The sequence below is a fragment of the Pseudomonas sp. GYB4201 genome (assembly GCF_056312595.1).
In genome coordinates this window covers 1-25862 of sequence record NZ_JBWGIG010000014.1, presented here as the reverse complement: position 1 = coordinate 25862, position 25862 = coordinate 1, and the positions used below count along the sequence as shown (strand labels likewise).

At 67.5% G+C, this 25862-nt stretch carries 20 protein-coding genes and 1 pseudogene; 13 read left to right on the top strand and 8 right to left on the bottom strand.

Annotation, left to right across the window (positions count from 1 at the left end; all coding sequences use genetic code 11):
* Positions 1 to 91: 91 nt before the first annotated feature.
* From mdeB to AC0Z2B_RS15195, 7 genes are all read left to right on the top strand, one after another.
* A complete protein-coding gene (gene mdeB, locus AC0Z2B_RS15225; RefSeq protein ID WP_476297678.1) occupies positions 92 to 2755 on the top strand; it encodes an alpha-ketoglutarate dehydrogenase in 2664 nt (887 codons plus the stop codon).
* Between the two features lie 24 nt (positions 2756 to 2779).
* Positions 2780 to 3991, top strand: coding sequence for a 2-oxo acid dehydrogenase subunit E2 (locus tag AC0Z2B_RS15220; RefSeq protein WP_476297676.1), 1212 nt, complete (start codon positions 2780 to 2782; stop codon positions 3989 to 3991).
* A 29-nt stretch (positions 3992 to 4020) separates the two neighbouring features.
* The gene (locus tag AC0Z2B_RS15215; RefSeq protein ID WP_476297674.1) at positions 4021 to 4617 is read left to right on the top strand and encodes a VOC family protein; all 597 of its coding nucleotides are present in this window, start codon (positions 4021 to 4023) and stop codon (positions 4615 to 4617) included.
* A 5-nt stretch (positions 4618 to 4622) separates the two neighbouring features.
* Entirely contained in the window at positions 4623 to 5483 is an 861-nt protein-coding gene (locus AC0Z2B_RS15210; protein ID WP_476297672.1) for a fumarylacetoacetate hydrolase family protein, read from the top strand.
* A 38-nt stretch (positions 5484 to 5521) separates the two neighbouring features.
* A complete protein-coding gene (locus AC0Z2B_RS15205) occupies positions 5522 to 5899 on the top strand; it encodes a nuclear transport factor 2 family protein (RefSeq protein WP_476297670.1) in 378 nt (125 codons plus the stop codon).
* Between the two features lie 63 nt (positions 5900 to 5962).
* Positions 5963 to 7315, top strand: coding sequence for an outer membrane beta-barrel protein (locus tag AC0Z2B_RS15200; protein WP_476297668.1), 1353 nt, complete (start codon positions 5963 to 5965; stop codon positions 7313 to 7315).
* 198 nt (positions 7316 to 7513) lie between these two features.
* Positions 7514 to 9595 carry a sensor domain-containing protein gene (locus tag AC0Z2B_RS15195; protein WP_476297666.1) on the top strand — a complete coding sequence of 694 codons (2082 nt, stop codon included), beginning with the start codon at positions 7514 to 7516 and terminating at the stop codon, positions 9593 to 9595.
* 197 nt (positions 9596 to 9792) lie between these two features.
* Here AC0Z2B_RS15195 and AC0Z2B_RS15190 read toward each other — a convergent pair whose 3' ends face one another.
* Positions 9793 to 11856 (bottom strand): putative bifunctional diguanylate cyclase/phosphodiesterase, encoded by a 2064-nt coding sequence (locus AC0Z2B_RS15190; protein ID WP_476297664.1) that lies wholly within the window; start codon positions 11854 to 11856, stop codon positions 9793 to 9795.
* Positions 11857 to 11931: 75 nt separating this feature from the next.
* The gene (locus AC0Z2B_RS15185) at positions 11932 to 12102 is read right to left on the bottom strand and encodes a hypothetical protein (RefSeq protein ID WP_416424569.1); all 171 of its coding nucleotides are present in this window, start codon (positions 12100 to 12102) and stop codon (positions 11932 to 11934) included.
* 181 nt (positions 12103 to 12283) lie between these two features.
* Here AC0Z2B_RS15185 and AC0Z2B_RS15180 point away from each other — a divergent pair, with 181 nt between their 5' ends.
* From AC0Z2B_RS15180 to AC0Z2B_RS15170, 3 genes are read left to right on the top strand one after another with little or no spacing between them, the layout of a single operon-like run.
* On the top strand, positions 12284 to 13702 hold the full coding sequence (locus AC0Z2B_RS15180) for an NAD(P)/FAD-dependent oxidoreductase (RefSeq protein WP_476297662.1): 1419 nt from the start codon (positions 12284 to 12286) through the stop codon (positions 13700 to 13702).
* 27 nt (positions 13703 to 13729) lie between these two features.
* Entirely contained in the window at positions 13730 to 14071 is a 342-nt protein-coding gene (locus AC0Z2B_RS15175; RefSeq protein ID WP_416424567.1) for a cupin domain-containing protein, read from the top strand.
* 38 nt (positions 14072 to 14109) lie between these two features.
* The gene (locus AC0Z2B_RS15170) at positions 14110 to 15186 is read left to right on the top strand and encodes an extracellular solute-binding protein (protein ID WP_473002400.1); all 1077 of its coding nucleotides are present in this window, start codon (positions 14110 to 14112) and stop codon (positions 15184 to 15186) included.
* Between the two features lie 335 nt (positions 15187 to 15521).
* Here the strand turns inward: AC0Z2B_RS15170 and AC0Z2B_RS15165 are convergent, their stop codons facing one another.
* Genes AC0Z2B_RS15165 through AC0Z2B_RS15155 form a run of 3 tightly spaced genes read right to left on the bottom strand, consistent with a single transcriptional unit; the run spans position 15522 to position 21087 of the window.
* On the bottom strand, positions 15522 to 18593 hold the full coding sequence (locus AC0Z2B_RS15165) for an efflux RND transporter permease subunit (protein ID WP_476297660.1): 3072 nt from the start codon (positions 18591 to 18593) through the stop codon (positions 15522 to 15524).
* Positions 18590 to 19657 (bottom strand): efflux RND transporter periplasmic adaptor subunit, encoded by a 1068-nt coding sequence (locus AC0Z2B_RS15160; RefSeq protein WP_476297658.1) that lies wholly within the window; start codon positions 19655 to 19657, stop codon positions 18590 to 18592. Before AC0Z2B_RS15160 ends, AC0Z2B_RS15165 begins: the two co-directional genes overlap by 4 nt.
* Positions 19654 to 21087 carry a TolC family protein gene (locus AC0Z2B_RS15155; protein WP_476297656.1) on the bottom strand — a complete coding sequence of 478 codons (1434 nt, stop codon included), beginning with the start codon at positions 21085 to 21087 and terminating at the stop codon, positions 19654 to 19656. The genes AC0Z2B_RS15160 and AC0Z2B_RS15155 overlap by 4 nt, the downstream gene beginning before the upstream one ends.
* 273 nt (positions 21088 to 21360) lie before the next feature.
* Between AC0Z2B_RS15155 and AC0Z2B_RS15150 the strand changes: the two genes are divergently transcribed.
* Positions 21361 to 22038 carry a response regulator transcription factor gene (locus tag AC0Z2B_RS15150; protein ID WP_476297654.1) on the top strand — a complete coding sequence of 226 codons (678 nt, stop codon included), beginning with the start codon at positions 21361 to 21363 and terminating at the stop codon, positions 22036 to 22038.
* Between the two features lie 116 nt (positions 22039 to 22154).
* The gene (locus AC0Z2B_RS15145; protein WP_476297850.1) at positions 22155 to 22892 is read left to right on the top strand and encodes an alpha/beta fold hydrolase; all 738 of its coding nucleotides are present in this window, start codon (positions 22155 to 22157) and stop codon (positions 22890 to 22892) included.
* A gap of 265 nt (positions 22893 to 23157) precedes the next feature.
* Here AC0Z2B_RS15145 and AC0Z2B_RS15140 read toward each other — a convergent pair.
* Positions 23158 to 23331 (bottom strand): annotated as a pseudogene (locus tag AC0Z2B_RS15140) (NAD(P)-dependent oxidoreductase); the annotation flags it as partial.
* Between the two features lie 264 nt (positions 23332 to 23595).
* Here AC0Z2B_RS15140 and AC0Z2B_RS15135 point away from each other — a divergent pair.
* Complete coding sequence (locus AC0Z2B_RS15135; RefSeq protein ID WP_473002394.1) at positions 23596 to 24735, top strand: alcohol dehydrogenase catalytic domain-containing protein; 1140 nt, start codon at positions 23596 to 23598, stop codon at positions 24733 to 24735.
* 65 nt (positions 24736 to 24800) lie between these two features.
* Here the strand turns inward: AC0Z2B_RS15135 and AC0Z2B_RS15130 are convergent, their stop codons facing one another.
* Positions 24801 to 25022: a co-regulatory protein PtrA N-terminal domain-containing protein gene (locus AC0Z2B_RS15130; RefSeq protein ID WP_416424558.1), complete on the bottom strand. Its 222-nt coding sequence runs from the start codon at positions 25020 to 25022 to the stop codon at positions 24801 to 24803.
* A gap of 155 nt (positions 25023 to 25177) precedes the next feature.
* The gene (crcB, locus tag AC0Z2B_RS15125; RefSeq protein WP_476297652.1) at positions 25178 to 25555 is read right to left on the bottom strand and encodes a fluoride efflux transporter CrcB; all 378 of its coding nucleotides are present in this window, start codon (positions 25553 to 25555) and stop codon (positions 25178 to 25180) included.
* Between the last annotated feature and the right edge of the window lie 307 nt (positions 25556 to 25862).

Below are 25862 nucleotides of genomic sequence, written 5' to 3'. Positions count from 1 at the left end.
CCCAACAGCCACATGAGCGCCCCCACGCATGCCTTGCCCAGGCAGGCCGGGCCCGCTCATGCCTGATAAACCTGAATCGAGTGTGTTTGCCATGACCTCCTTTACCCGCGAAGGGTCAATAAAGACCGACAGCGATATTGATCACCAGGAAACCCGCGACTGGCTGGAAGCCCTGGAAGCCGTGGTGCGCAGCGACGGCAGCCAGCGCGGCGAATACCTGTTGCGCCGCCTGGACGAGCACGCCAGCCACCTGGGCGTGCGCCGCAGCGCGCACCCCTATTCGCAGTACCAGAACAGCATTGCCCTGGAGCAACAACCGGCCTTTCCCGGCGACCTGGCCATGGAAGAACGCCTGACCTCGATTATCCGCTGGAACGCCCTGGCCATGGTGGCCCGGGCCAACAAGGCCTACGGCGAGCTGGGTGGGCACATCTCCAGCTACGCCTCGGCGGCGGAGATTTTCGAGATCGGCTTCAACCATTTCTTCCGCGCCGACAACGCCGAAGGGAAGGGCGACCTGGTGTACTTCCAGCCGCACTCGGCGCCCGGGGTGTACGCCCGGGCCTTCCTCGAAGGCCACCTGGACGAAACGCAGCTGGCCCGCTACCGCCAGGAAGTCGACGGCGGCGGCCTGTGTTCCTACCCGCACCCGTGGCTGATGCCGGACTTCTGGCAGTTCCCCACCGGCTCCATGGGTATTGGACCGATCAGTTCAATCTACCAGGCGCGCTTCCTGCGTTACCTGGAACACCGTGGCATTGCCGACACCTCGGCCCGTCATGTCTGGGGCGTGTTCGGCGACGGCGAAATGGACGAACCCGAATCCATCGCCGCGCTGTCGCTGGCGGCGCGGGAAAACCTCGACAACCTGACCTTCATCGTCAACTGCAACCTGCAACGCCTGGACGGCCCGGTGCGCGGCAACGGCCAGATCATCCAGGAGCTGGAAGCGCTGTTCAGCGGCGCCGGCTGGAACGTGATCAAGGTGGTGTGGGGTTCGGACTGGGACGCGCTGTTCGCCCGCGACCACAACCACGTGCTGCTGCGCCGTTTCGCCCACACCGTCGACGGCCAGTACCAGACCCTGGGCGCCAACGATGGCGCCTATAACCTTGAGCATTTCTTCGACCAGGACCCCGAGCTGCAGGCACTGGTGGCGCACATGACCCCGCAGGAAATCGACGGCCTGCGCCGTGGCGGCCACGACTTCCGCAAGCTGTACGCCGCGTTTGCCGCCGCCAAGGCCCACAACGGCCAGCCCACCGTGATCCTGGCCAAGACCAAGAAAGGCTACGGCATGGGCCTGGCGGGTGAGTCGCGCAACACCACGCACCTGCAGAAAAAGCTGGATGTCGACGCCCTGAAGGCCTTCCGCGACCGCTTCGCCATTCCCCTGGACGACACCGCTCTGGAGGAAATGCGCTTCTACAAGCCGGCCGCCGACAGCGCCGAGATGCGCTATCTGCACGCCCGCCGCGCGGCGCTGGGCGGCTACCTGCCGCGCCGCCAGAGCCGCGCCGAGGCGCTGCCGGTGCCGGCGCTGGCCAGCTACGCGCAGTTCGCCCTGGCCCCGGATGAGCGCGAGACCTCGACCACCACCGCCGTGGTGCGGCTGTTCACCAACCTGCTCAAAGATCAAACGCTGGGACCGCGCATCGTGCCGATTGTGGCGGACGAGGCGCGCACCTTCGGCATGGCCAACCTGTTCCGGCAGATCGGCATCTACTCGCCGGTGGGCCAGCTGTACGAGCCGGAGGACGCCGGGGCGATGCTGTACTACAAGGAGTCGCGCGACGGCCAGCTGCTGGAAGAAGGCATCACCGAGGCCGGCGCCATCTCGTCCTGGGTGGCCGCCGCAACCTCCTACAGCGTCAACGGCGTGGCCATGCTGCCGTTCTACATCTACTACTCGATGTTCGGCTTCCAGCGCATCGGCGACCTGATCTGGGCGGCTGCCGACCAGCGCGCCCGCGGCTTCCTGATCGGTGCCACCGCAGGCAGAACCACCCTGGCCGGCGAAGGCCTGCAGCACCAGGACGGCAGCAGCCAGCTGGTGGCCTCGACGGTGCCCAACTGCCGCGCCTACGACCCGGCGTTCGCCAGCGAGGTGGCGGTGATCATCGACCACGGCAGCCGGCGCATGCTGGAACAGCAGCACGACGAGTTCTACTACCTCACCGTCACCAACGAGAACTACCCCCAGGCGCCGCTGGACGCTGCCGACCACGCCGCCGTGATCAAGGGCATGCGCCGCTTCGGCCGCCGTGGCGCGGAGGACGCCGCCAGCCAGGTGCGCCTGCTGGGCTCGGGCTCGATCCTGCGCGAGGTGATCGCCGCCGCCGACCTGCTGGCGGCGGACTGGGGCATCGCCAGCGAGATCTGGAGCGTCACCAGCTTTTCCGAGCTGGCCCGCGAGGCCCGCGAGGTGCAACGCGCCACGCTGTTCGGCGCCGAGGCGCCTGCGCCCAGCCACGTGCAGCAGTGCCTGGCCGGCAGCTGCCCGGTGGTGGCCGCCAGCGACTACGTGCGCAGCTACGCCGAACTGATCGCGCCCTACGTGCAGGCGCCATACACCGCCCTGGGCACCGACGGCTTCGGCCGCAGCGACACGCGGCCGGCGCTGCGGCGCTTCTTCGAGATGGACCGCCAGCACATCGCCGTGGCCGCCCTGGTCTCCATCGACCCGCGCCTGGCCGTGCAAGCCCGTGAACGCTACGCCATCGACGTCGCCCTCGACGCGCCGTGGAACCGTTGAGCCGAGAAAAAGGAGGACTGCCCAATGCAACAACTCATGGTGCCTGACATCGGCGATTTTCACGATTTGCCGGTGATCGAAGTATTTATCAAGGCGGGCGACAGCGTGGCGGTGGAGCAATCGCTGATCACCCTGGAGTCCGACAAGGCGGTGATGGACGTGCCCAGCACTGTCGCCTGCACGATTCGCGAGGTGCTGATCAAGCCTGGCGACGTGGTCTCCAAGGGCAGCCTGATTGCCCATGTGCAGTACGCCGAGGCGGTGGCCAGCGCGCCAGCAGCCGTCAAGCCAGCCCCGGTGCCGGCGCATGCACCGTCTTCGCCGCCTGCGCCGGTTGCACTGGCCCTGGCCGGCCCGGCGGTGCGCAAGCTGGCCCGCGAGCTGGGCGTTGACCTGGCCAAGGTCACCGCCAGCGACCCGCGCGGGCGCATCCAGCGCGAGGACGTCAAGGCGTACGTCAAGGCCCAGGCGCAGCAACCGTCGCCCGCCGGCAAAGGCGGCGGGCTGGAGGTGCTGCCCTGGCCGGAGGTCGACTTTGCCCAGTTCGGCGCCATCCAGCGCAGCGCCATGCCGCGCATCAAGCGCCTGTCAGCGGCCAACCTGCACCGCAACTGGGTGAGCATTCCCCACGTCACCAACCACAGCCAGGCCGACATCACCGAGCTGGAAGCGCTGCGCGTGCAGCTCAATCGCGAAGCGCAGGAGGGCGGGGCGAAGGTCACCCTGCTGGCGTTCCTGCTCAAGGCCTGCGCGGTGGCGCTGCAGCGCTATCCGCAGTTCAACGTCAGCCTGCAGGGCGAGGAGGTGGTGCACAAGCAGTACTGCCACCTCGGTTTCGCTGCCGACACCCCGGACGGCCTGGTGGTGCCGGTGATCCGCGACGTCGACCGCAAGGGCATCGCCGCCATCGCCGCGGAAATGGCCGAGCTGTCGCAGCTGGCGCGCAGCGGCAGGCTGGGCGCGGCGCAGATGCGCGGCGGCTGCTTCACGGTGTCGTCCCTGGGCGGCATCGGTGGCGGGCACTTCACGCCGATCATCAACGCGCCAGAGGTGGCGATCCTCGGGGTGGGCAGGGCGGCCATGGCGCCGAGCTGGGATGGCACGGCGTTCCAGCCACGCCTGCAACTGCCGCTGTCGCTGTCCTGGGACCACCGCGCCGTGGATGGCGCCGAGGCCGGGCGTTTCCTTGCCTGCCTGGTGGCATTGCTGACGGATTTTCGTCGTGTGTCGATCTGACCCGTAGAACAAGAACAAGGAGAACCGAGATGACTGCACTGCAAGCAAGCTCACCCGAGGCGGCAACCCAGCCCATCGTGCCGGTGAAGATGGCGCACCTGGTGTACCGCTGCGCCAACCGCCAGGCCATGGTCGACTGGTACCGCCAGGTATTCCAGGCCCGGTTGGTGTTCCAGGACGAGGTGCTGGCGTTCATCAGCTTCGATGACGAACACCACCGCCTGGCCTTCTTCAACATGCCCGAACTGCCGGCGAAAACCGACCACATGGTCGGCGTGCACCACGTCGCCTACAGCTACCAGACCATCGCCCAGGTGCTGGCCACCTACGAGCGCCTGAAAGGCGAGGGCATCCTGCCGTCGTGGACCATCAACCACGGGCCCACCACCTCGCTGTACTACCGCGACCCCGAGGGCAACGACATCGAACTGCAGGTCGACAACTTCGCCGACCCAGCCGACGCCGCGGCCGTGTTCCAGTCGGAGATCTTCCGCCAGAACCCCATCGGCGTGGAATTCGACGCCGACGCGCTGGTAGCGCACTGGCGCGCCGGAGCCAGTGACGCACAGCTGTGCGCCCTCGGCACCTGCGCCACCGGCCAGAGCCTTGGCCCCCAATACAGGTAAGCACCATGAAACTCTGCACCTTTGAAACACCCAGCCGCGCCGCCCGTGTCGGGCTGGTGATGGGCGACCAGGTGGTGGCCCTGCGCGACCATTTCGACGACGCGCCGGCCAGCATGATCGAGCTGATCCGCGAGTGGGCGCTGTGGCAGCCGCAGTTGGCCGAACTGGCCGCCAGCGCAATCACCGGCACGCCGCTGGCCCAGGTCACCCTGCTGGCACCGGTGCCGCGCCCCGGCAAGCTGCTGGGCATCGGCCTGAACTACGCCGACCACGTGGCCGAGTCGGGCATGGACATGCCCGCCGACCAGCTGTGGTTCGCCATGATGAACACGGCCGCCAACGGCCCCTACGCGCCGGTGGACCTGCCGCGGGTGTCGGAGGCGCTGGACTACGAGGCGGAGATGGTCTTCATCGTCGGCCGGCGCGCCCGTCACCTTTCGCCCGAGCAGGCGCGGCAGGCGATTTTTGGCTACTGCGTGGGCAACGACGTCAGCGTGCGCGACTGGCAGCTGCGCACCTCGCAGTTCCTGCTGGGCAAGACCTTTGACAGCCACGCGCCGTTCGGCCCCTGGATCGTCACCGCCGATGAGGTCGGCGACCCGCACACGTTGGGCATCCGCTGCTTCGTCAACGGCGAGCAGCGGCAGGCCTCGAACACCGACCAGCTCATCTTCGACTGCTACCAGCAGGTGGCGCACCTGTCGAAAGTCATGACCCTTGAACCGGGCGACGTGATTTTCACCGGCACCCCGGGCGGCATCGGCGGCGGCTTCAAACCGCCGCGCTGGTTACGCGAGGGCGACCGGGTGCGGGTCGAGATCGACGGCCTGGGCATGCTGGAAAACACCGTGCGTGCCGAAGCCTGATGGCCTGTGTCCCCCCCTTTCTTCAAGGAGCAAGCGTCATGAGTGAACGCGCCATCATCGACACCATCAACGAACTGGAGGCGCTGCGTTGCCGGGCGCTGGTGGCCAACGACCTGGACGGCCTGGCCGAGCTGCTCGACGAGCAGCTGGTGCATGTGCACGCCACCGGCCAGGTCGACGGCAAGCAGCAGTACCTGCAACTGGTGCGCGGCGCCATCCGCTTTCTCAAGGTGGAGCGCAAGGCGCTGCAGGTGCGCGTGCTGGGGGACGTGGCAGTGGCCAGCGGGCGGCTGTTGCAGCACATCGAGTTTCGTAGCAGCGGCGAGCGCCGTGCCATGGACGTGATGACCATCCAGGTGTGGGCGCGTGAGGCCGCCGGCTGGCGCCTGGTCAGTTTCCAGGCCACCAATCTCTGACGGACGTTTTTCCCGGCCCACCCGCCCGGGTGGGTCGCTGACAATAACAACAAGAGACAGACCATGATCAACGTCAAAGTGAAAGCGCTTGGCGCGGTGCTGGCCGCCCTGGCGATCGTCAACTGCCATGCCGATGAAAGCGAAGAACCCGCCGAGGGCACGCTGTTTCGCAGCCTGTTCGGCGATACCCTCGAACGCGACCATGGCATTACCGTGTCCAACCTGCTGGACGTCGCCTACACCCGCAACAACCGCTCCACCCGGGCCGAGCGCAAGGACGGCCTGAGCAACCTGCCCATCACCGGCATGTCCGACGAAGGCCTGGAGCTGGGCAGCCTGCATCTGTTTATCGACAAGCCGCTGGCGGCCACCTTCGTGCCACGCATCACGCCCTTGCCGGGCCCGCGGCCCGACGCGGTGGCCTGGGGCTTCACCCTGGAATTCAACTACGGCCGCAACGCCCAGTTCGCCCGCACCTACGGCTGGGACCAGAGCCTGCACATGAACCAGCAGGACAACCTGCGCGCCCAGCGCGACAAGGACTATTTCCTGGCGGTGCCCAACGCCGCGCTGACCTTGTACCTGCCGTACGGGCCGGGCGTCAGCTTCATGGCCGGGGTGTTCGGCCCGGCCATGGGCTATGAAATCCCACCCAACATTCGCCTGGCGCGCAACCCGTTCGCCAGCAAGACCTACGCCTTCGTCAGCGAGCCGGGCACCGTCGCCGGGGTGCTGGCCAGCAGCCGCGTGTACAACGGCGACGCCGGCTTGCTGGGGCTGGAACTGGGGGTGGTGCAGGGCTGGAACAACCTGCGTGACAACAACAACGACAAGTCGCTGACCGGCGCCTTGCGCTGGCGCGCGGCGGACATGAACACCTGGGTGGACTACGAGTTCATGGTCGGCAACGAGCAGGACGACAGCTTGGGCGACGTGCAGGCGCCGCCGTCGCGGGTCATTGCCGCGTCGGGGCAGCTCAAGCAGCAGCATTCGCTCAACGGCTGGCATCAGTTCAATGCCCGTTGGTCCATGGGCGCGGAGCTGGTCTACGGCCATCAGGCGGGGGACGGCAAGGCCTCCACGGTGGACGTGCTGACCGGCCCCGGGTTCGACGGCGCGTCGTGGTGGGGCGCCAACGCGGTGGTCACCTATCAGCTGCGCAAGGACCTGGCGTGGTCGCTGCGCGGCGAGCACTTCAGCGACCCCGAGGGCTTTGCGCTGTTCCCCACCACCACCGCCCGCGGCGCCTTCAATGCGCTGACCAGCGGCGTGCGCTATGACATGAACAAGCACCTGTCGCTGCGCCCCGAGCTGCGCTACGACTGGTTCAAGGGCGGCGACGACCAGCGCCCCTTCGGCAACGGCCGCGACCGCACGCAGCTGACGGCGATGGTGGAGGCGCTGTATTACTTCTGATGGGCTATGGACGCGGCCTTTGGCCGCTGCTACGGGGCAGGGGGGCGCTGCCGATTTCTCGTAGCAGCGGCCGAAGGCCGCGTCCTAGCATACCCATTCCACAAGATTCCTCCTCCTTTCGGGCAGTATCCCTCGCTATTACGAAGAAGGCATAATGCCATCCCGCTTTCTTCGCCCCCCGCCTGAGGTTCGCAACGCATGCAGTTCAACGCCGACTCGGATGCCATGTACCGCCTGCTGGTGCAGAGCGTGGTGGACTACGCCATCTACATGCTCTCCCCCGAGGGCATCGTCACCAATTGGAACCCCGGGGCGGAACGGGCGAAAGGCTACACGGAAGCTGAAATCGTCGGCCGGCATTTCTCGGTGTTCTACACCGAGGAGGACCGTGCCGCTGGGTTGCCTGCTCAAAGCCTGGAAACCGCGCGGCGCGAAGGGCGCTTCCATGCCGAAGGCGTGCGGTTGCGCAAGGACGGTTCGCCGTTCTGGACCAGCGTGGTGATCGACGCCGTGCATGATGACCAGGGGCGGATGATCGGCTTCGCCAAGGTGACCCGTGACATCAGCGAGCGGCGCCAGACCGAACTGCAACTGCTGGAGGCCAAGGTGCTGGCCGAGCAGTACAGCGCCGAGATGAGCTCGCTGTCACAGTTCCTCGACTCGGTGATCTCCAACATTCCCGCCAGTGTCATCGTCAAGGACGTGCAGACCGAGCGCATCCTGCTGGCCAACCATCAGGCCGAGGCGCTGTTCGTGCCCAATGGCGCGAGCATGGTCGGCCAGTTGATGAGTGAGGCGCTGGCGCCGGAGACCGCAGCCTACATCGAGCAGCAGATGGGCCAGGACCTCAACATCGGCGCGATCAAGACCGTGGAAACCCTGGTGGCCACCAACCGTGGGCCACGCACGCTGCGCAGCCGCACGGTGCTCAACCAGGACCCGGGCAACGCCTCGGAATACGTGCTGTTCGTGGCCGAGGACGTCACCGTCGAGCTGGCGGCCAACGCCCGCATCCACCACATGGCCCACCATGACGCGCTGACCGGGCTGCCCAACCGCGTGCTATTCCACGAGAAGCTCAAGGAGGCGCTGCAACTGGCCGACGGCAGCGGGAAAATCACCGGCACCCTGTGCCTGGACCTGGACGACTTCAAGAACGTCAACGATTCCCTGGGCCACGGCATCGGCGACAAGCTGCTGCGGGCGCTCAGCAGCCGCTTGAAGGTGGAACTGCGCGAGGTCGACACCCTGGCGCGGCTGGGTGGCGATGAGTACGCGGTGATCCTGCCGGAGCTGGAAACCGCCGAGGCCGCCGAGCTGTCGGCGCAGCGCCTGATCCAGGCCGTGCGGCCGCCGTTCCTGATCGAGGGGCACAGCTGCTCGGTGGGCGTGAGCATCGGCATTGCCCTGTCGCCCCATGACCACGACAGCCCCGAGCAGCTAATGGGCTACGCTGACATGGCCCTGTACGAGGCCAAGCGCAACGGCCGCAACCGCTTCGAGCGCTTCAAGTTCCAGCTCGACGAAGCGGCGCGCCACCGCCGCACCATGGAGACCGACCTGCGCACGGCGCTGCACCTGGGCCACCTGCAACTGCACTACCAGCCCATCGTCACCCACGCCGGCGACGAGATCTCCGGGTACGAGGCGTTGCTACGCTGGCGGCACCCCACCAAGGGCACCATCATGCCCATGGATTTCATCACCATGGCCGAGGAAACCGGGTTGATCCACGAGGTGGGCAACCGCGCGCTGAACCTGGCCTGCCAGGAGGCGGCCAGCTGGGGCACCCGCCAGACCGTGGCGGTGAACCTGTCGGCGGTGCAGTTCAAGAACCCCGGGCTGGTGGATTCGGTGGCGCTGGCGCTGAGCGATTCGGGGCTGGAACCCGAGCGCCTGGAGCTGGAAATCACCGAGTCGGTGCTGCTGGAGGACAGCGAGGGCAACGTCGCCACGCTCAGGGCGCTGAAGGCGCTGGGCGTGGCGATTTCCCTGGATGACTTCGGCACCGGGTATTCGTCGCTGGGCTACCTGCGCTCCTTCCCGTTCGACCGGATCAAGATCGACATGTCGTTCGTGCGCGAGATGGCGGACAGCAAGGAGGCCCTGGCGATCATCCGCGCCATTACCGGCATGAGCAACAGCCTGCTGATCAAGACCACCGCCGAAGGGGTGGAGACCGCCGAGCAGATGCAGCAGTTGATCAGCGAAGGCTGCTCGCACTTTCAGGGCTACTACTTCGGCCGCCCGGTCCCCGCCGCCGAGCGCCGCCACGCCTGATGCACCGCGTGGCCTGGGACGCCGCCTGCGGCAGCTGCTACGGGAAATGCATATACTCCCTATCGCGGCCAAGGCCGGCTCCTACCACGCACGGCGTAGGAGCCGACTTTAGGCGCGATGCAGGCGACGCGATTGCCTTCGCGTAGCAGCGGCCGCAGGCCGCGTCCCGGCCAACGCGGTGTTCCAGGCACACCGCCTCAAGCCCGCGCTGCCTCGGCGCTGAACTGCTCCGCCAGCTTCACCGCGCTCATGGGCTTGCCCAACAGGTAGCCCTGCAGGATGTCGCAGCCCAGCTCCGTGAGCATTTCCCGCTGCTCGGCCGTCTCCACCCCTTCGGCCACCACCTTCAGGCCCAGGGTCTTGCCCAGCGCGACAATGGCCGAGACGATGGCTTCGTCCTCGTTGCCCTGGGCCAGTTCGGTGATGAAGCCGCGGTCGATCTTCAGTTCGTTGGCCGGCAGGCGCTTGAGGTACAGCAGGCTGGAGTAGCCGGTGCCGAAGTCGTCGATGGAAATACCCACGCCCAGGGCCGCCAGCTGGTCGAGCACCACCAGCGCCGCCTCGGCGTCGCGCATGGCGGTGGTCTCGGTGATCTCCAGGGTCAGGCAGCGCGGCGGCAGGCCGGTGCGCTGCAACGCCGAGCGCACCACTTCCACCAGGTGGGCGTTGGCCAGCTGCACCGTGGAAAGGTTGACCGCGATGGTCCAGTCACGCTGGCCCTGGGCGTGCCATTGGGCCATCTGCCGGCAGGCCTCGTTGATCACCCAGTTGCCGATCGGCACGATCAGCCCGCTGCGCTCGGCCAGGGGCAGGAAGCGGTCGGGCGGCACCAGGCCCATGTCCGGCTTGTTCCAGCGCAGCAGCGCCTCGACGCCGGTCATGGGGCCGGCAGGGGCGAGGATCTTGGGTTGGTAGAACAGCACGAACTCATTGCGCTCCAGGGCCTGGCGCAGGTCGTGCTGCAGCTGCAGTTGCTGGTGAGCGTTGATGTTCATGGCGCGTTCGAAGAAGCAGTAGCCGTCGCGCCCCTGTTCCTTGGCGTGGTACATGGCGGCGTCGGCGTTGACCATCAGTTCATGGTCGTTGGCGCCGTCGGCCGGGTACACCGCCACGCCGATGCTGACCGACACGTGCACGGTCTGCTGGCCCAGCACGTAGGGTTGCCTGATGGTTTCCACCAGGTGCTGGGCCAGCGCGGCGGCGTCGTCGGGCTCGCAGCTGTCGGTCAGCAGCACGAACTCGTCGCCGCCCAGGCGCGCCACGGTGCCTTCGTCATGCTGGTCGAGGCTGATGCGCCGGGCCACCTCGATCAGCAACTGGTCGCCGACGTGGTGGCCGTAGGTGTCGTTGATCGCCTTGAAGCCGTCCAGGTCCATGAACAGCATGGCGAAGCGGGTTTTCTGCCGGTTGGCCTTGTGGATCGCCTGTTCCAGGCGGTCGTTGAGCAGGGTGCGGTTGGGCAGGTGGGTCAGGCTGTCGTGCAGGGCCAGCTTCAGCAGCTCGCTGTTGGCGCGGTCCAGGGAGTTGGCGAGCAGGCTGGTGCGGATGTCGAGCATCGAGATCACCAGGGCGATGGCGCACACCGCCAGGGTGACGACGATGACCACCACCACCAGCCATTTGCTGTCCAGCCCGCCGTTGGCGGCGCCGCAGACGCTGCCCTCGGGGAACTGCGCCGCCGCCATGCCGGTGTAGTGCATGCCGACGATGGCGCAGCCCATCACCAGCGAGGCGCCCAGGCGTGCCCGGCGGATGAACCGGCCTTCGTTGCGCAGGCGGAAGGCGATCCACAACGCCGCCCCTGACGCCAGGATGGCGATGACCACCGACAGCACGAACAGCCAGGGGATGTAGTGCACATCGGGGTTCATCAGCAGCGCCGCCATGCCGGTGTAATGCATGGCGGCAATGCCGATGCCCATGAGCACCGCCCCCAGCAGCAGGCGCGGCAGCGGCATTTCCTTCTGGCAGGCCAGCCACAGGGCAAAGGCCGAGGACGCCACGGCGATCAGCAGCGACAGGCCGGTCAGGACCGGGTCGTAGCCCAGCTGGATGGGCAACTGGAAGGCCAGCATGCCGATGAAATGCATCGACCAGACGCCCGTGCCCATGGCGAACGAGCCGCCGGCCAGCCACAGCGCCGCGGCGCGGCCCCTGGCGCGGTTGACCCGGCCGGTCATGTTCAGCGCGGTATAGGAGGCCAGGATGGCGACAACCAGGGAAAACAGGACGTACAGGTTGTTGTAGCTGCTTGCGTACATTGGCGCTCCCTGTGCGGAACCCACTCACTGTGTTAACGGCGGCCCGGCGGTTTTCTAAAGCGGTGCGTGGTGCGTTCACTCGGCCTTGGGGCGCTTGAGCGCCTCGCGGTTTTCCTCCCTGAACTTGGCGCACAGGATGCGCATCATCAGGTTGGCGCGGTCGACGCCTTCCGGCGACTCCAGCGCGCGCCTGGCCTCGTGGGCCAGGTTGCTGAGCGAGCGGTATTCGTTGTTCGGGCGCGGCATGGGGTCACCTTGATCGGGGCTGAGTCACACTGGGCAGGGTAACGCTAGCACCTGGAGGGCCGGATTGCATCCTCCGCCTGGCCGGCGTCCGCGCCGATTTTTTCCACGCGTGCACGCACGAACGACGACGGCCCCTGCACTTCATTAGCCTGCGCTCATCGTTTGATGACAGGAGGCTTCGATGAAGTCGTGGGGTGAGATCAGTCTGTGGATGGACCAGCTCGAGGAGCCGCGCACCGCGCGCCCGGCGCTGGGCGCCCAGGTGCAGGCCGACGTGGCGATTATCGGCGCAGGCTACACCGGGCTGTGGACGGCCTATTACCTCAAGCGCCAGGCGCCGCACTTGCGCGTGGTGGTGGTCGAGGCCCAGGTGGCCGGCTTCGGCGCCTCGGGGCGCAACGGCGGCTGGCTGATGGGCAACCTGCTGGGCGAGGACCGCATGCTGGCGCCGCTGCCCGCCGCGCAACGCCGCCAGGCCTTTGACCTGCTGCACGGCATCCCGGACGAAGTGGCCCAGGTGGTGGCCCGCGAAGGCATCGACTGCAACCTGCGCAAGGGCGGGGTGCTGTACTGCGCCGCCCGTTACCCCGAACAGCTGGCCAGCCTGCGCAGCTACCTGCAGCACCTGCGCGAGCTGGGCCTGGGCGAGGACGACTACCGTTGGCTGGAGCCTGGCGAGCTGGCCGGCCAGGTGCGCATGGCCAACGCCTACGGCGCCGTCTATAGCCCACACTGCGCGACCATTCACCCGGCCCGGCTGGCCCGTGGCCTGGCCCGCGCGGTCGAGGCCCTGGGCGTGGAGATCTATGAAAGCAGCCGGGTACTGGACTGGCAGCCGGGCCGGGTCACCACCGCCCACGGCAGCGTGGACGCCGACTGGGTAGTGCCGGCCGTGGAAGGCTACGCCGCCGAACTGCCGCCCCTGGGCCGCCACCAGCTGCCGGTGCAGAGCCTGATGGTGGCCACCGAGCCGCTGCCAGCCTCGGTGTGGGAGCAGATCGGCCTGAACCGTGGCCAGGCCTTCAGCGAGCTCAGCCGCCAGGTCACCTATGGCCAGCGCACCTTTGATGACCGCCTGGTGTTCGGCGCCCGTGGCGGCTACCGCTTCGGCGGCCGCCTGCGCAGCGACTTCACCTTGAACGCCGACGAGCGCGGCCTGCGCCAGGCGCTGATGGGCGAGCTGTTCCCAGCGCTGCGCAGCGTGCGCCTGACCCACGCCTGGGGCGGCAACCTGGGCATGGCCCGGCGCTTCCGCCCGCACATGCTGCGCGACACCCAGCAGCGCATTGCCCTGGCCGGCGGCTATGGCGGCGAAGGCGTAGGCGCCAGCAACCTGGCCGGGCGCACCCTGGCCGACCTGATCCTGGGCCAGGACAGCGCCTTGCTGCAGCAGCCCTGGGTGTTCACCGACAGTCCGGTGAGCAGCCTGCGCAGCTGGGAGCCCGAACCCTGCCGCTGGCTGGGCTACAACGCCATCATCCGCAGCTTCAGCAGCGAAGACGCGCTGCTGGCCAACCCCCAGACCCCGGCGTGGCGGCGCCGCCTGGCGCAAGCCCTGGCCAACCGCATGGAAGGCCTGATGGCCTGGAAAGTCGGCTGAACCCTCAATAACAACACGGAGCGCAACATGAACATCACGCATTTGAAAGGCAGCCACACCATGGCCCTGGCGGAAAGCTTCCCGGTGGCCGTGCCCCTGGGCGAGCCGGTGGCCACGGTGTCGGTCACCAGCGTGGAACGCACCGACGGCGTCGAGACCGGGGTGTGGGAATGCACCCCCGGCCGCTGGCGCCGGCAGATCGCCCAACAGGAGTTCTGCCACTTCACCACGGGCCGCTGCACCTTCACCCCGGACGGCGGCGAGGCGCTGGAAATCGTCGCCGGCGACGCCCTGATGTTGCCCGCCAACACCCACGGCATCTGGGATGTACAAGAGACAACAAGAAAAACCTACGTGCTGGTCTTCTGAACTGCCGCCCCCCCTTAGGTCTGGTAATCGAGGTGCTCATGCTCAAGAAACTGTTGCCGCTGATGTTCGTGGCCTGTACCACCCAAGCCGCTGAAGTCGTGCACATCTACAACTGGGGCGAGTACATTGCCCCCGATACCTTGCAGAACTTCCAGAACGCCACCGGGTTCGGCACCCAGTATGACGTGTACGACAGCAACGAGACCCTGGACGCCAAGCTGGCGGCCGGCCATTCGGGCTACGACGTGGTGTTCCCCTCGGCGCACTTCATGGCCCACCAGATCCAGAGCGGCGCCCTGAAAACCCTGGACCGCAGCAAGCTGCCGAACTGGAAAAACCTCAACCCCATGCTGATGAAGGCCCTGGAGGCCGACGACCCGGGCAACCTGCATGGCGTGCCGTACCTGTGGGGCACCACCGGCATCGGCTACAACGTCGACAAGGTGCGCGCCGCGCTGGGCAAGGACATCCCCATGAACACCTGGGACGTGCTGTTCAAGCCCGAGGTCCTCGCCAAGTTGCACGGCTGCGGCGTGGCGGTGCTCGACAACGGCCCCGAACTGCTGCCCATCGCCTTGCGCTACCTGGGCCTGCCGCCGCACAGCAAGGACCCGGCGGACTACAAGAAGGCCGAGGCGCTGCTGTTGCAGATGCGCAAGAACGTCACCTACTTCCACAGCGCCAAGTACATCGGTGACCTGGCCAACGGTGATATCTGCCTGGCCGTGGGCTGGTCGGGCGACGTGATGCAGGCCGCCAACCGCGCCACCGAGGCGGGCAACGGCGTGAAGGTCAAGTACGAGATTCCCAAGGAAGGCGCGCCGTTCTGGATCGACCTGATGACCATGCCCGTGGACGCCCCCAACGAGGCGGCCGGCTATGCCTTCATCAACTACATGATGGAGCCCAAGGTGGCGGCCAGCATCAGCAACGCGGTGCGTTACGCCAACGGCAACGCGGCGGCGGACAGCCTGGTGGACCCGAAACTGGCGGCTGACCCTGCGGCCTATCCGCCGCAGGAGGTGATGGACAAGATGTTCATCCTCGAAGCCATGCCGCTGAACATCGACCGCCTGCGCACGCGCATCTGGAGCAAGGTCAAGAACGGCGTGTAACCCCTACAGTGATTGCGTAGCAGCTGCCGCAGGCTGCGTCTGGCCCACGCGGTGTGTCAGGTTCACCGCGGCGTTAATGACGCGGCCTGCGGCCACTGCTACGGGGTTTGCGTAGCAGCTGCCGCAGGCTGCGTCTGGCCCACGCGGTGTGTCAGGTTCACCGCGGCGTTAATGACGCGGCCTGCGGCCGCTGCTACGGGGGTTGCGTAGCAGCTGCCGAAGGCTGCGTCTGGCCCACGCGGTGTGTCAGGTTCAGCGCGGCGTTAATGACGCGGCCTGCGGTCGCTGCTACGGGGGTTGCGTCCGATTCACGCGGTGTGCGGGTGCAGGCTGCGTCACAGGCGTTGCTCGGGCGGCAGTATCAAGCGCAGCAACGCCGGCAACGCCACCAGCACCAGCGGCATCTGCACCACCAGCCCGGAGATGATGGCGATGGCCAGCGGCTGCTGCATGGCCGAGCCAGCCCCCAGGGCAATCGCCAGCGGCAGCAGGGCCAGGGTCGCGGCAATGGTGGTCATGGCGATCGGCCGCAGGCGGTTGGCGCCGGCCTCCAACAGCGCCTGCTGCAGCGGCAGGCCTTCGTCCTTCATCAGCGTCTGCAGCTCCGAGATATAGAAGATGGCCACCTCGGTGACGATGCCGATGATCATGGTCATGCCCATCATCGCCGAGATGTTCAGCTCGATGCCGGTCAGCCACAGGCCGATGAACACCGCGCCGGCGGCCAGCAGCGGCATCAGCATCACCGCCAGGGCAATCAGGAAGCTCTCATACAGCCACAGCAGCAAGGCGAACACCAGCGCGGTGGCGGCGCCGAACACCAGCATCAGGCCGTGGAAGGCGATCTGCTGCTGTTGGAACAGGCCGCCCATCTCATAGGTCACGCCACGGGGCAGGGTGTGCTGCTGGCCCAGCAGCTTCTGCACGTCGGCCACGGTGGAACCCAGGTCGCGGTTCTCCAGGCGCGCCGTCACGCTGACCACCCGGCGCAGGTTGTCCCGCGAGATCTCCTTTTCGCCCACCACCGGCACCAACTGCGCCACGCGCTTGAGCGGGAACAGGTGGCCGTCCGGGGCGCGCAGTTGCAGGTTGGCCAGTTGCTGCTCGTCCAGGGCCATGGCGCCAGCGGTGCGCACGCGGATGCCCACGGTCTTGCTGCCCTGGGTGAAGCTGGTGGCGACCACGCCCTGCACCAGCTCGGTCACGGCCTGGGAGACGAACTGCGGGTCGACGCCTTCGGCCGCTGCGGCCTGGGGCGACACCTGCAACTCCAGCGAGTCGCCGGCCGGGTTGAGGCCGTCGTTGACGTCCACCACACCCTGTACCTTGGCCATGGCCTGGGCCACCGCCTGGGCGGTGTGCGCCAGCAGGTCGGGGTCGTCGCCATACAGCTTGACCTGGATGGGCTGCGGCACGGCAGTCAGGTCGCCGATCAGGTCTTCCATCAACTGCGCCAGCTCAATGGTCAGCCCCGGCACGCTGTGCTCGACGTCGGCGCGCACCTGGGTCATCACCGCGTCGATCGGCTGGCGATCGCCGGCCTTCAGCCGCACGAAGAAATCGCCCTTGTTCGGCTCGCTGAGGCCGCCGCCCAGGCCGGCGCCGGTGCGCCGCGACCAGGTCAGCACGTTGGGGTTGTGGCGCAGGATGGTCTCCACCTGGCGCACCATGCGGTCGGTTTCCGACACCGAGGTGCCGGGGGTGGAGTGGTAGTCGAGGACGAAGCCGCCTTCGTCCATGGCCGGCATGAAGCCACTGCCCACCCGCGCGAACGCCAGTAGCGACACCAGCACCAGCGGCACGATGCCCGCCAGCAGCCACCAGGGCCGCGCCGACACCCGCGCCAGCAGGCGCTGGTAGCGCTGCTGCACGGCGTGGGCCAGGCGGCCTTCCTTCTCTTCGGCGTCCCTGGCCGTGAGCAATTTTTTGCATACCAGCGGCACCGCCAGCCAGGTGAACAGGAAAGAGATCAGCAGGGCGCTGGCCATGGTGATCGACAGCGCCTTGAAGAACGCCCCGGTGACCCCGCTGAGGAATGCCAGGGGAATGAAAATCACGATGGTGGCGCTGGACGAGCCCACCAGCGGCCGGGTGAATTCCTGGGCGGCGCGCATCACGCTGCCCTCGAACGCGCTGCGGCCACCTTCGCGCACCCGGCGCATGATGTGCTCGATCATCACGATGCCGTCGTCGATCACCAGGCCCACCGCGGCCGCCATGCCGCCCAGGGTCATGATGTTGAAGCCCATGCCGAACAGCTTCAGCAGCAGGATCACCGGCGCCATCACCGTGGGCACCAGGGCGATGGCGATGACAGTGATTTTCCAGTTGCGCAGGAACACCAGCAAGGTCAGCGCCGCCAGCACCACGCCGATCAGGATGGCGTCGCGCACGCTGCCCTGGGACGCGACCACCAGTTCGCTCTGGTCGTACCAGTTGGCGATGGTGACCCCGGGCGGCAGCTGGGCCTTGGCCGCGTCGAGGGTGTCGCGCACCTGCCGGGCCATGGTCACGCTGTTGGCGCCGGGCTGCTGGTAGACGTTGATCAGCACCGCGTCGGTGCCGTCCGCGGTCACCCGCACCCATTGCGGGGTGGCGCCCAGGCTGACCTTGGCCACCTGGCCCAGGCGAATGGGCGTCGGCGTGCCGGCGCCGGCGACAATCACGTTCTGTACGGCGGCAAGGTTGGTCAGCTGCGCGTTGGCCACCAGCAGGTACAGCTTGTAGCGGCTTTCGATGCGGCCGGCGGCCGTCAGGGTGTTGCTGGCGGCGATGGCCTTGGTCACGTCCGCCGGGCTCAGGTGGTGGGCCGCCAGGGCGAGGGGGTCGATCTCTACTTCGATTTCATCCTGCTCGCCGCCGGCCACATCTACCTTGGCCACGCCCTCGATGGACGACAACAGCGGCCGCAGTTGCAGCTGGGCCAGGTCGTGCAAGGCGGCCAGCGACTGGTTTTTCGAGGTCAGGCTGTAGGCGATCACCGGGAACACCGTGGGGTCCATGCGCCGCACCGTGAAGTTGGTACCCGGCGGCAGCTGCGAGGCGGCCTCGGTCAAGGCCGTCTGCAGTTGCAGGGTGGCCTGGTACATGTCGGTGCCCCAGTCGAAGTTCACCGAGATGTCGGCGGCGCCACGGCTGGTGGTGGACTCCACCCCGCGCACGTTGGGCACTTTGCGCAGGGCTTCCTCGGCGGGCATGGTCACCAGGGTGGCCATCTGCTCGGCGGGGCGGTCGCCGTTGTCCAGCGACACCTGGGCTCGGGGGAACTGGATGTCGGGGAACAGTGACGTCGGTAGCTGCAGGGCGCTGAGCACGCCTACCACCACCAGCAGGGCGATCATGAACAGCAGCGAGCGGGTGTGCCGTTGCATCCAGGGTTGGCGCGCGTTATCGATAGGCGAAGTCACTGCGCGGCTGCCCCTGTGGCGGAGGTGTCCAGCTGCACGGCCATGCCATCAGCCAGCTGCGCGCTGCCGATGGTGACCACCGGTTGGCTGGCGTCCAGCGCACCGTCGACGCCCAGTTGCTGGCCGTCGTCGGCCAGCACCTTGACCGCCACCCGCCGGGCATGGCCCTGGGCGACTTGGAACAGGTAGGTGTCCGGCTGGCCCAACAGGGCGGCGGCGGGCACCTGCCACAAGGTTTTGGGTTGGGTGCGCACCTCGACGCTGACGTGCATGCCGGGCATCAGCGTGGCGTCCTGCAGGGCGACGTTGGCGCCTATCGTCACCAGCTGGCTGTTGGCGTCGATCGAATGCCCCAGGCTGGTCACCGAACCCTGGGCGCTGGCGGCCAGGTTGCTGGCCACGGCCGTGACGGTAAGGGCGTCGCCCTTGTGCAGTTGCGCGGCGTCGGCCGGCTCGATGCCGAAATAGAAGTTGGACTGGGCGGCGGGCCCGGACGGCTGGCTGAGCAGCATCAGCGCGGTGCCGGCGGCCATCTGGTCGCCCTGGGCGGCGCTGATCTGCAGCACGGTGCCGTCGCGGGGCGCGGTGATCACCTGGGTGCCGGGGCGGGCGCCGGTGGCCTGTTGCGCGTCCAGCGCCTGCTGGGCATCGGCCACGGCCTTCTGCGCCACTGCCAGTTGCGAGGCGGTGGCCAGGCGCAGGTCGAACTGCGCCTTGACCCGCGCCTGTTCGGCGCGGGCGTCATTCACCGCGGTGCGCGCCTGGGCCGAGGCCAGCACGGCAGCGGGGTCGGCGCTTATTTCCAGCAGCGGGTCGTGCTGGTGCACCACCTGGCCGGGGCTGACCCGCAGGCGGGTGACGCGGGCCAGGTAAGGCAGGCTGATGGACTGGGTGAGCGAGGCGGTGGTGCCGACCACGCCGTAGCCGCGCAGCAGCGAGCTGACCGGCCCTTGCTGGGTACGCACGGCCTGCACCGTGGCCACCGGTTCATCAGCGGCGCGGGCTTGCAGGATGGCCAGCGACAGCACGGCCACGGTCAGGGGGCCGAGGGGGCGAAGCGTCATGGTGCGGTTACTCCAACGGCCAGGGGCTTGCTGGCATAGGGTTGAGGAATGTCGGCGCCCATCAGCGCCTGCAGGGCCACGCGCTGTTCGGCCAGGGCTTCCTGGGTGGTGGCCACGGCGATGTCGCGGGCCAGCAGCGAGTTCTGCGTGTCGGTGTAGGTGCCGATGGTCACTGCGTGCAGGGCATAGGCCCGCTCGGTGGCGGCCGTCAGGCTGTCGAGGTCGGGCAGGGCGTGTTGCAGGGTGTCGACCTGCGCAGCCAGCAGCTGGATATCGGCGCGCAGGCGGTCGACGTCGGCGTAGGCGCTGTTGACCCGGTTGAAGTACTCCACGTGCAGGCGCTCGCGGCTGGCTTTCTCGATGGCAATCACCCCGCGGTTGCGGTTGAACACCGGCAGCGACAGGGTCAGGGTGTAGCCCTGGGTTTTCACGTAGGAAGTGTCGCGGGCCTGCTGCACGCCGAACTGGAAGGTGGGGAACTGGTTGAGCACGGCGGCGCGGTACTTGTTTTCCTGGGCCAGGTAGCCCTGTTTCAGGGCCAGCAGGTCGGGCCGGCGGCTGGCCAGTTGGCCCAGGTCCTGGTGGGTCAGGGCGATGCTGGCGGCGATCGCCTGGGCAAAGGCAGCGTCGCCCAGGGGCTCGCGGGGCAGCAGCTTGAGCTGGGCGTCGGGCGCCAGGCCCAGCAGGGCGTTGAGGTCGTGGCGGGTCTGGGAGGCGGTGCGCTGGGCGTCGGCCAGGGCGGTCTGGCTGTCCTGGTACGCCAATTGCGCCACGCCCAGGGCGTCGCCGGTAATGTCGCGCTGGCGGGCGCCCTGGCTCATGGCCTGCAAGCGGGCCAGGTTCAGGTCACGCTGGCGGGTCAGCAGCGGCAGGGTGGTGTCCTGCAGCTGCGCCTTGAGGAACAGAATGCGCGCCTGGGCCACCAGCTGCCATTCCTGCCACAGCATGCCCAGGTCGGTCTTGCGCACCGTGGCGTCGGCGGCGGCCTTGTTGGCGCCGCGGGTGATGATCTTCATCACGTCGATGCTCAGGCCGGCGGTGTAGTCCGAGGAGGCGCCGCTGATGTGCGGCCGGGTCCAGTCCTGGATTGCCGTGAGCTGCGGGTCGGGCAGCAGGCCGGCGTCGAACGCCTGGGCCTTGGCGATGGCCAGGTCGCTGCGGGCCAGCTTCAGGTCCGGGTTGTTGAGCACGGCCAGGGTGGCGATGTCGGTCATGTCCAGGCCCTGGGCGGCGGCGAAACGGTGCGCGGGCAGGGGTGGCAGGCCCAGGGCGTGGGCGTCGACCTCCACGCGGGTGGCGCTGGTGGGCAGGGTGGGGTGGTCGTCGCCGGCCCCCAGGGGGCTTGCGTGGTACACGGCGCAGGCCGACAGCAGGCAGCCTGTCGCGGTGAGCAGGGCCGCGCGGGTGAAGGCGGGCAGGGTCCGATGCATAAGGTGTCGTTCGCTTTATAGGGATCGCTGCCGGGCATCCTGAACGAGCGTCAATGGCGCCGAGTTCGCCGCTGGGTAAACTTTTTGACAGGTGATAAGTACTTGTCGCTGCGCGGTTTTTTATTCGCGTCGGGGCAGCGGTGGCAGGGTGCAAAGCGTCAGTGGCGTTGTGCTAGGCTTCGAAGGTAGTCAGGAACGGCAATGTTTTGTCGACAAACCGATCGCAGGAGGGATTGTTCAAAGCCTGCGGGGGTGATCAAGGGAGGGGCACGGATGCACGTATTGGTTGCAGAACACGACACACAGACACGACTCACCATTGGCAATTACCTGCGCCTGCACGGGCACCAGGCCACCTGCGTGGGCGATGGGCTGACCGGGCTGCACCTGGCGGTGACCCAGCCCTACGATGCGCTGGTGTTCAACGCGCAATTGCCCGGCATAGACGGCTACCAGGCCTGCGAGCGACTGCGAGGAGCGGGGCGCGCGCATCTGCCGTTCGTCATCGTTGCCCAGGCCCGGGACCTGGGCGAGGTGTTGCGCGGCTTCAAGCTGGGCGCGGACGATTACCTGGCCGGGCCACTGGAGCCCAGCGAGCTGGTGGCGCGCCTGACAGCCATCACCCGGCGCATGGCGCGCCTGCACACCCGGGTGCTGGAGGTCCACGACCTGACGTACGACCTGGACACCCTGCACGTCAGGCGCGGCGAGCAGGCCATAGACCTCAACCCCACCTCGCTGCACCTGCTGGAGCTGCTGATGCGCAAGAGCCCCGCCGTGGTGTCCCGGCAGGAAATGCTGGACGCGGTCTGGGAAGGCGCGCCGCGCAGCAGTGATACGTTGAGAAGCAACGTCCACCTGCTGCGCCGCGCGGTGGACAAGCCGTGCTATACGCCGCTGATCCACACCCTGCATGGCGTGGGGTATCAACTGATGTGTCGAAGCGCCTGATGGGACGCGCGCGGCATATTGGGACGCGGCCTGCGGCCGCCGCGGGTTGTTGATGCTGTACTGCTTCGGCACCTGGCGAGCCGGGGTGAAAAAACAAGGAACAGGCGGTGAGTGAGATGCACAAGGTCACGTTGAGCGATGGCCACGCAAGCGGCCCGACGCTGGTCTGCCTGCCGGGCGCGATGTGTTCGCCGCGGGTATTTGAACAGGCCGCGCAGGCATGCGGCCTGCCAGCGGTAGGCTTGGGTTGGCTCGAAGGCGCTGGCCCCCATGACCTGGAGGCCGTGGCCGCCCGTGTGTGCGAGGTGATCGCCGAGCTGCCGGCGGTCATCCTGGTCGGCCATTCGATGGGCACGCCGATTGCCCTGCTGGCCGCGTTGCAGAGTGCAGGGCGCGGCAGCAGTCCAATCCAGGGCCTGGTGCTGTCCAACAGCGGCGCCAACACCCGCGGCCACGGCGACATCGACAGCCTGGTGGCGCGCATCGGCGAGGACTGGTCGGAAGACTTCTGGGACGCGTTCATGGCCCGCTGTTTCCGTAAGCTGCCCCAGGAGCCGTTGCTGCAGGCCGTGCGCAGTTACCCGGCGCGCCTGGACCGCCACGCGGTGATTCAGGCCTTGCTCAGCCAGCAGGCACTGGATTGTGCACCGTTGCTGGCGAGCCTGCCGCGGCTGCCCACCGCCATCGTTCATGGGCGGCATGATCCGGCACGCACACTGGCCCACGCCGAGGCGTTGGCCGGCGGCATCCACGGTGCGAGCCTGCATGTGCTGGACACCGGCCACACCTCCTGCGCCGAAGCCCCCGAGGCCTTCGCCGCCGTGCTGCGCGGCATCGCCAACCCCCACCCGTAGCAGCTGCCGCCAGGCGGCGTCCGGCCCCAACGCGATACGCCAGGCAATACGCGGCGCCTTTGGACGCGGCCCGGGGCCGCTGCTACGGGCGCGGTTTAGGCCGGGCCTTCTGCGCCGTGGACTGGGCCGTGGACTCGCGGTTGGGCTGGCCGGGCTTGCTGGAACGGTGGGCGTCGTTGTCGCGCTCCACTTCGCCGGGCGGTTGCGTGGCGGTGGTATCAGGGCGGGTGTCTTTGGGCTGGCTCATCAGGTGTGCTCCTCTTCGAAGCGCTCGTGGGTCATCTGGGTCGGCGCCGGTCACCAGGGCGATCTTGCCCGCCAGCCTGCCGCTGCCCTTGTAGCTCTGCTCGCCGCAGTCGGGCGTGGGGTCCATCTGCCGTTGTGAACCGGGCACGGCCTGGGGTTGGCGGGGGAAGGGCGGTCTGGGGTAGTCGCGCATGTTCGGCTCTCCTGATGATTGAACAGGTCTGTGGTTGAGATACCAGCGCGAAGGTGAAGGTTGAGTTGGATCGTGGATTGGCTCGACGAGCGGTGTGGCTGGGTAGGCGGGGCTGCCGGACGCGGCCTGGTGGCCGCTGTTACGGGGCGAGGTGGCAGCGCCTTTCGTCTGCTGCTGGCGTGATCCATTGAAACGATGGCCGTGCCGCGTCGGCCTGATTCCCGTAAGCGAGTCAATTGTTCAGCCATGCCAACGGAGAACACCATGAAAGCCATCGTCTACAACGGCCCACGCGACGTCAGCGTGCAAAACGTCCCTGATGCCCGTATCGAGAAACCCACCGACGCCCTGGTGCGTATCACCACCACCAACATCTGCGGCTCTGACCTGCACATGTACGAAGGGCGCACCTCGTTCGAGACCGGCCGGGTGTTCGGCCACGAGAACCTCGGCGAGGTGATCGAGGTGGGGCAGGGTGTGGACCGCATCAAGGTCGGCGACCGCGTGTGCCTGCCGTTCAACATCGGCTGCGGCTTCTGCGAGAACTGCGAGAAAGGCCTCACCGGCTTCTGCCTCACTGCCAACCCCGGCAACGCCGGCGCAGCGTACGGCTTTGCCGAGATGGGCCCGTACCAGGGTGGCCAGGCCGAACTGCTGCGCGTGCCGTACGCCGACTTCAACTGCCTGGTGCTGCCCGAGGACGCCCAGGAGCGTGAGGACGACTACGTGATGCTGTCCGACATCTTTCCCACTGGCTGGCACGCCACCGAATTGGCCGGCCTGCTGCCGGGCGAAAGCATCGCCATTTACGGTGCAGGCCCGGTGGGATTGATGGCCGCCCATTCGGCGCTGATCAAGGGCGCGTCCCAGGTGTTCGTGGTCGACAGCCACCCCGACCGCCTGCAGTTGGCCGCGCAGATGGGCGCCACCCCCATCAATGCGCTGGAACAGGCAGCGGTCGACCAGATTCTCAACCTCACCCATGGCAAAGGCACCGATCGCGGTTGCGAATGCGTGGGCTACCAGTGTTGTGATCGTCACGGCCACGAGGCCAACCACTTGACCATGAACAACCTGGTGGCCTCCACCAAAGCCACGGGCGGGATCGGCGTAGTAGGGGTGTTCGTGCCGCAGGACCCCGGTGCCAAGAGCGAATTGGCGAAGGAAGGCAAGATGGCCTTCGACTTCGGCGCGTTCTGGTTCAAGGGGCAGCAGATTCGCACGGGCCAGGCCAACGTCAAGGCCTACAACCGTCGGTTGGCGGAACTGATCCACCATGGCCGCGCATCACCGTCGCAGATCATTTCGCATCGGCTACCACTTGCCGATGGGCCTGCCGCCTATGGGCATTTCGATGCGCGGGACCAGGGCTGGACCAAGGTAGTGCTCAAGCCGGCTGCCTGACCGGACGACGCCCGCCCCCTGGAGCGTACTGGCCCCAGGGGGCGTTGCAGTGCGGGCAGGCACCATCAGCTGCCCGACTTGGCCGATTGCGGCGCCTGTTGCTGTTGCGCCTGGTCGTGGGCCGCGGCCACGGCGCGCTGTTGGTCCTGCACCTGCTCGTAGTGCGCCATGGCGTGGTCACGCGCGGCATCCATGCGGGCCGCGACGATGTCACCGCCGCCTTCGGCCATGGCTGCAACCGAACTGCCCATCAGACCTGCCAGTACCAGCATTTTCAAGATTTTCATGATTCTCTCCACTGTATTTGGCGGGCCGTTGTGGCCCGGTGAAGAGAGAATGCGGCCAGGGGCCTTTCAACGATTTCGCCGGGGCCTAAACAATTTGACAGGTGGGATGGGGTTCGCACGCCCAGGTGCAGAGTGAGCCGTTGCAGCCAGGCAAGCTAGGCCAACCGTGCCACCAGCCCGTAGCCCAGGAACGTCATCAGCAGCGACCCCAGCACGTGGGCGCTGACGGTCGCCGCCGCCCACCCCAGGCGGCCTTCCTGGAGCATGAACACCACTTCGGCCGAGAAGGTGGAAAAGGTCGTCAGGCCGCCGCAAAAGCCTGTGGTGATCAGCAGTTTCAACGCAGGGTCGAGGTTGGGGGCGCGCATGAAGAAGGCCATGGCCATGCCGATGATGAAGCCGCCGACAAGGTTTACCAGCAAGGTGCCCAGGGGTAGGTTGGGGAACAGCCCGTTGAGCTTGATTGCCAGCAGCCATCGGCCCAGGCAGCCAATGGCGCCGCCGATGGCGACGGCGAGGAAAGAACTGTACATGCGCAGGTGTCCGCAGGGGCGAGGTGTGACTGTAGCGCAATGACGCCGCCTGCGGCAGCTGAGGGGTTCCGTAGCAGCGGCCGCAGGCCGCGTCCAAGGCGCCGCGCTTTTCTTGGTACACCGCGGTGGCTCCGGACGCAGCCTGCGGCAGCTGCTACGGGGGGCTGTAGCAGCGGCCGTAGGCCGCGTCCAAGGCGCCGCGCTTTTCCTGGCACACCGCGGTGGGCCCGGACGCCGCCTGCGGCAGCTGCTACGGGGGGCTGTAGCAGCGGCCGTAGGCCGCGTCCCGGGCGCTGCGCTTTTCCTG

Coding starts and splice junctions, on each gene's coding strand:
- mdeB (WP_476297678.1), top strand. CDS start 92: ATGACCTCCTTTACCCGCGAAGGGTCAATAAAGACCGACAGCGATATT.
- AC0Z2B_RS15220 (WP_476297676.1), top strand. CDS start 2,780: ATGCAACAACTCATGGTGCCTGACATCGGCGATTTTCACGATTTGCCG.
- AC0Z2B_RS15215 (WP_476297674.1), top strand. CDS start 4,021: ATGACTGCACTGCAAGCAAGCTCACCCGAGGCGGCAACCCAGCCCATC.
- AC0Z2B_RS15210 (WP_476297672.1), top strand. CDS start 4,623: ATGAAACTCTGCACCTTTGAAACACCCAGCCGCGCCGCCCGTGTCGGG.
- AC0Z2B_RS15205 (WP_476297670.1), top strand. CDS start 5,522: ATGAGTGAACGCGCCATCATCGACACCATCAACGAACTGGAGGCGCTG.
- AC0Z2B_RS15200 (WP_476297668.1), top strand. CDS start 5,963: ATGATCAACGTCAAAGTGAAAGCGCTTGGCGCGGTGCTGGCCGCCCTG.
- AC0Z2B_RS15195 (WP_476297666.1), top strand. CDS start 7,514: ATGCAGTTCAACGCCGACTCGGATGCCATGTACCGCCTGCTGGTGCAG.
- AC0Z2B_RS15190 (WP_476297664.1), bottom strand. CDS start 11,856: ATGTACGCAAGCAGCTACAACAACCTGTACGTCCTGTTTTCCCTGGTT.
- AC0Z2B_RS15185 (WP_416424569.1), bottom strand. CDS start 12,102: ATGCCGCGCCCGAACAACGAATACCGCTCGCTCAGCAACCTGGCCCAC.
- AC0Z2B_RS15180 (WP_476297662.1), top strand. CDS start 12,284: ATGAAGTCGTGGGGTGAGATCAGTCTGTGGATGGACCAGCTCGAGGAG.
- AC0Z2B_RS15175 (WP_416424567.1), top strand. CDS start 13,730: ATGAACATCACGCATTTGAAAGGCAGCCACACCATGGCCCTGGCGGAA.
- AC0Z2B_RS15170 (WP_473002400.1), top strand. CDS start 14,110: ATGCTCAAGAAACTGTTGCCGCTGATGTTCGTGGCCTGTACCACCCAA.
- AC0Z2B_RS15160 (WP_476297658.1), bottom strand. CDS start 19,657: ATGACGCTTCGCCCCCTCGGCCCCCTGACCGTGGCCGTGCTGTCGCTG.
- AC0Z2B_RS15155 (WP_476297656.1), bottom strand. CDS start 21,087: ATGCATCGGACCCTGCCCGCCTTCACCCGCGCGGCCCTGCTCACCGCG.
- AC0Z2B_RS15150 (WP_476297654.1), top strand. CDS start 21,361: ATGCACGTATTGGTTGCAGAACACGACACACAGACACGACTCACCATT.
- AC0Z2B_RS15145 (WP_476297850.1), top strand. CDS start 22,155: ATGCACAAGGTCACGTTGAGCGATGGCCACGCAAGCGGCCCGACGCTG.
- AC0Z2B_RS15135 (WP_473002394.1), top strand. CDS start 23,596: ATGAAAGCCATCGTCTACAACGGCCCACGCGACGTCAGCGTGCAAAAC.
- AC0Z2B_RS15130 (WP_416424558.1), bottom strand. CDS start 25,022: ATGAAAATCTTGAAAATGCTGGTACTGGCAGGTCTGATGGGCAGTTCG.
- crcB (WP_476297652.1), bottom strand. CDS start 25,555: ATGTACAGTTCTTTCCTCGCCGTCGCCATCGGCGGCGCCATTGGCTGC.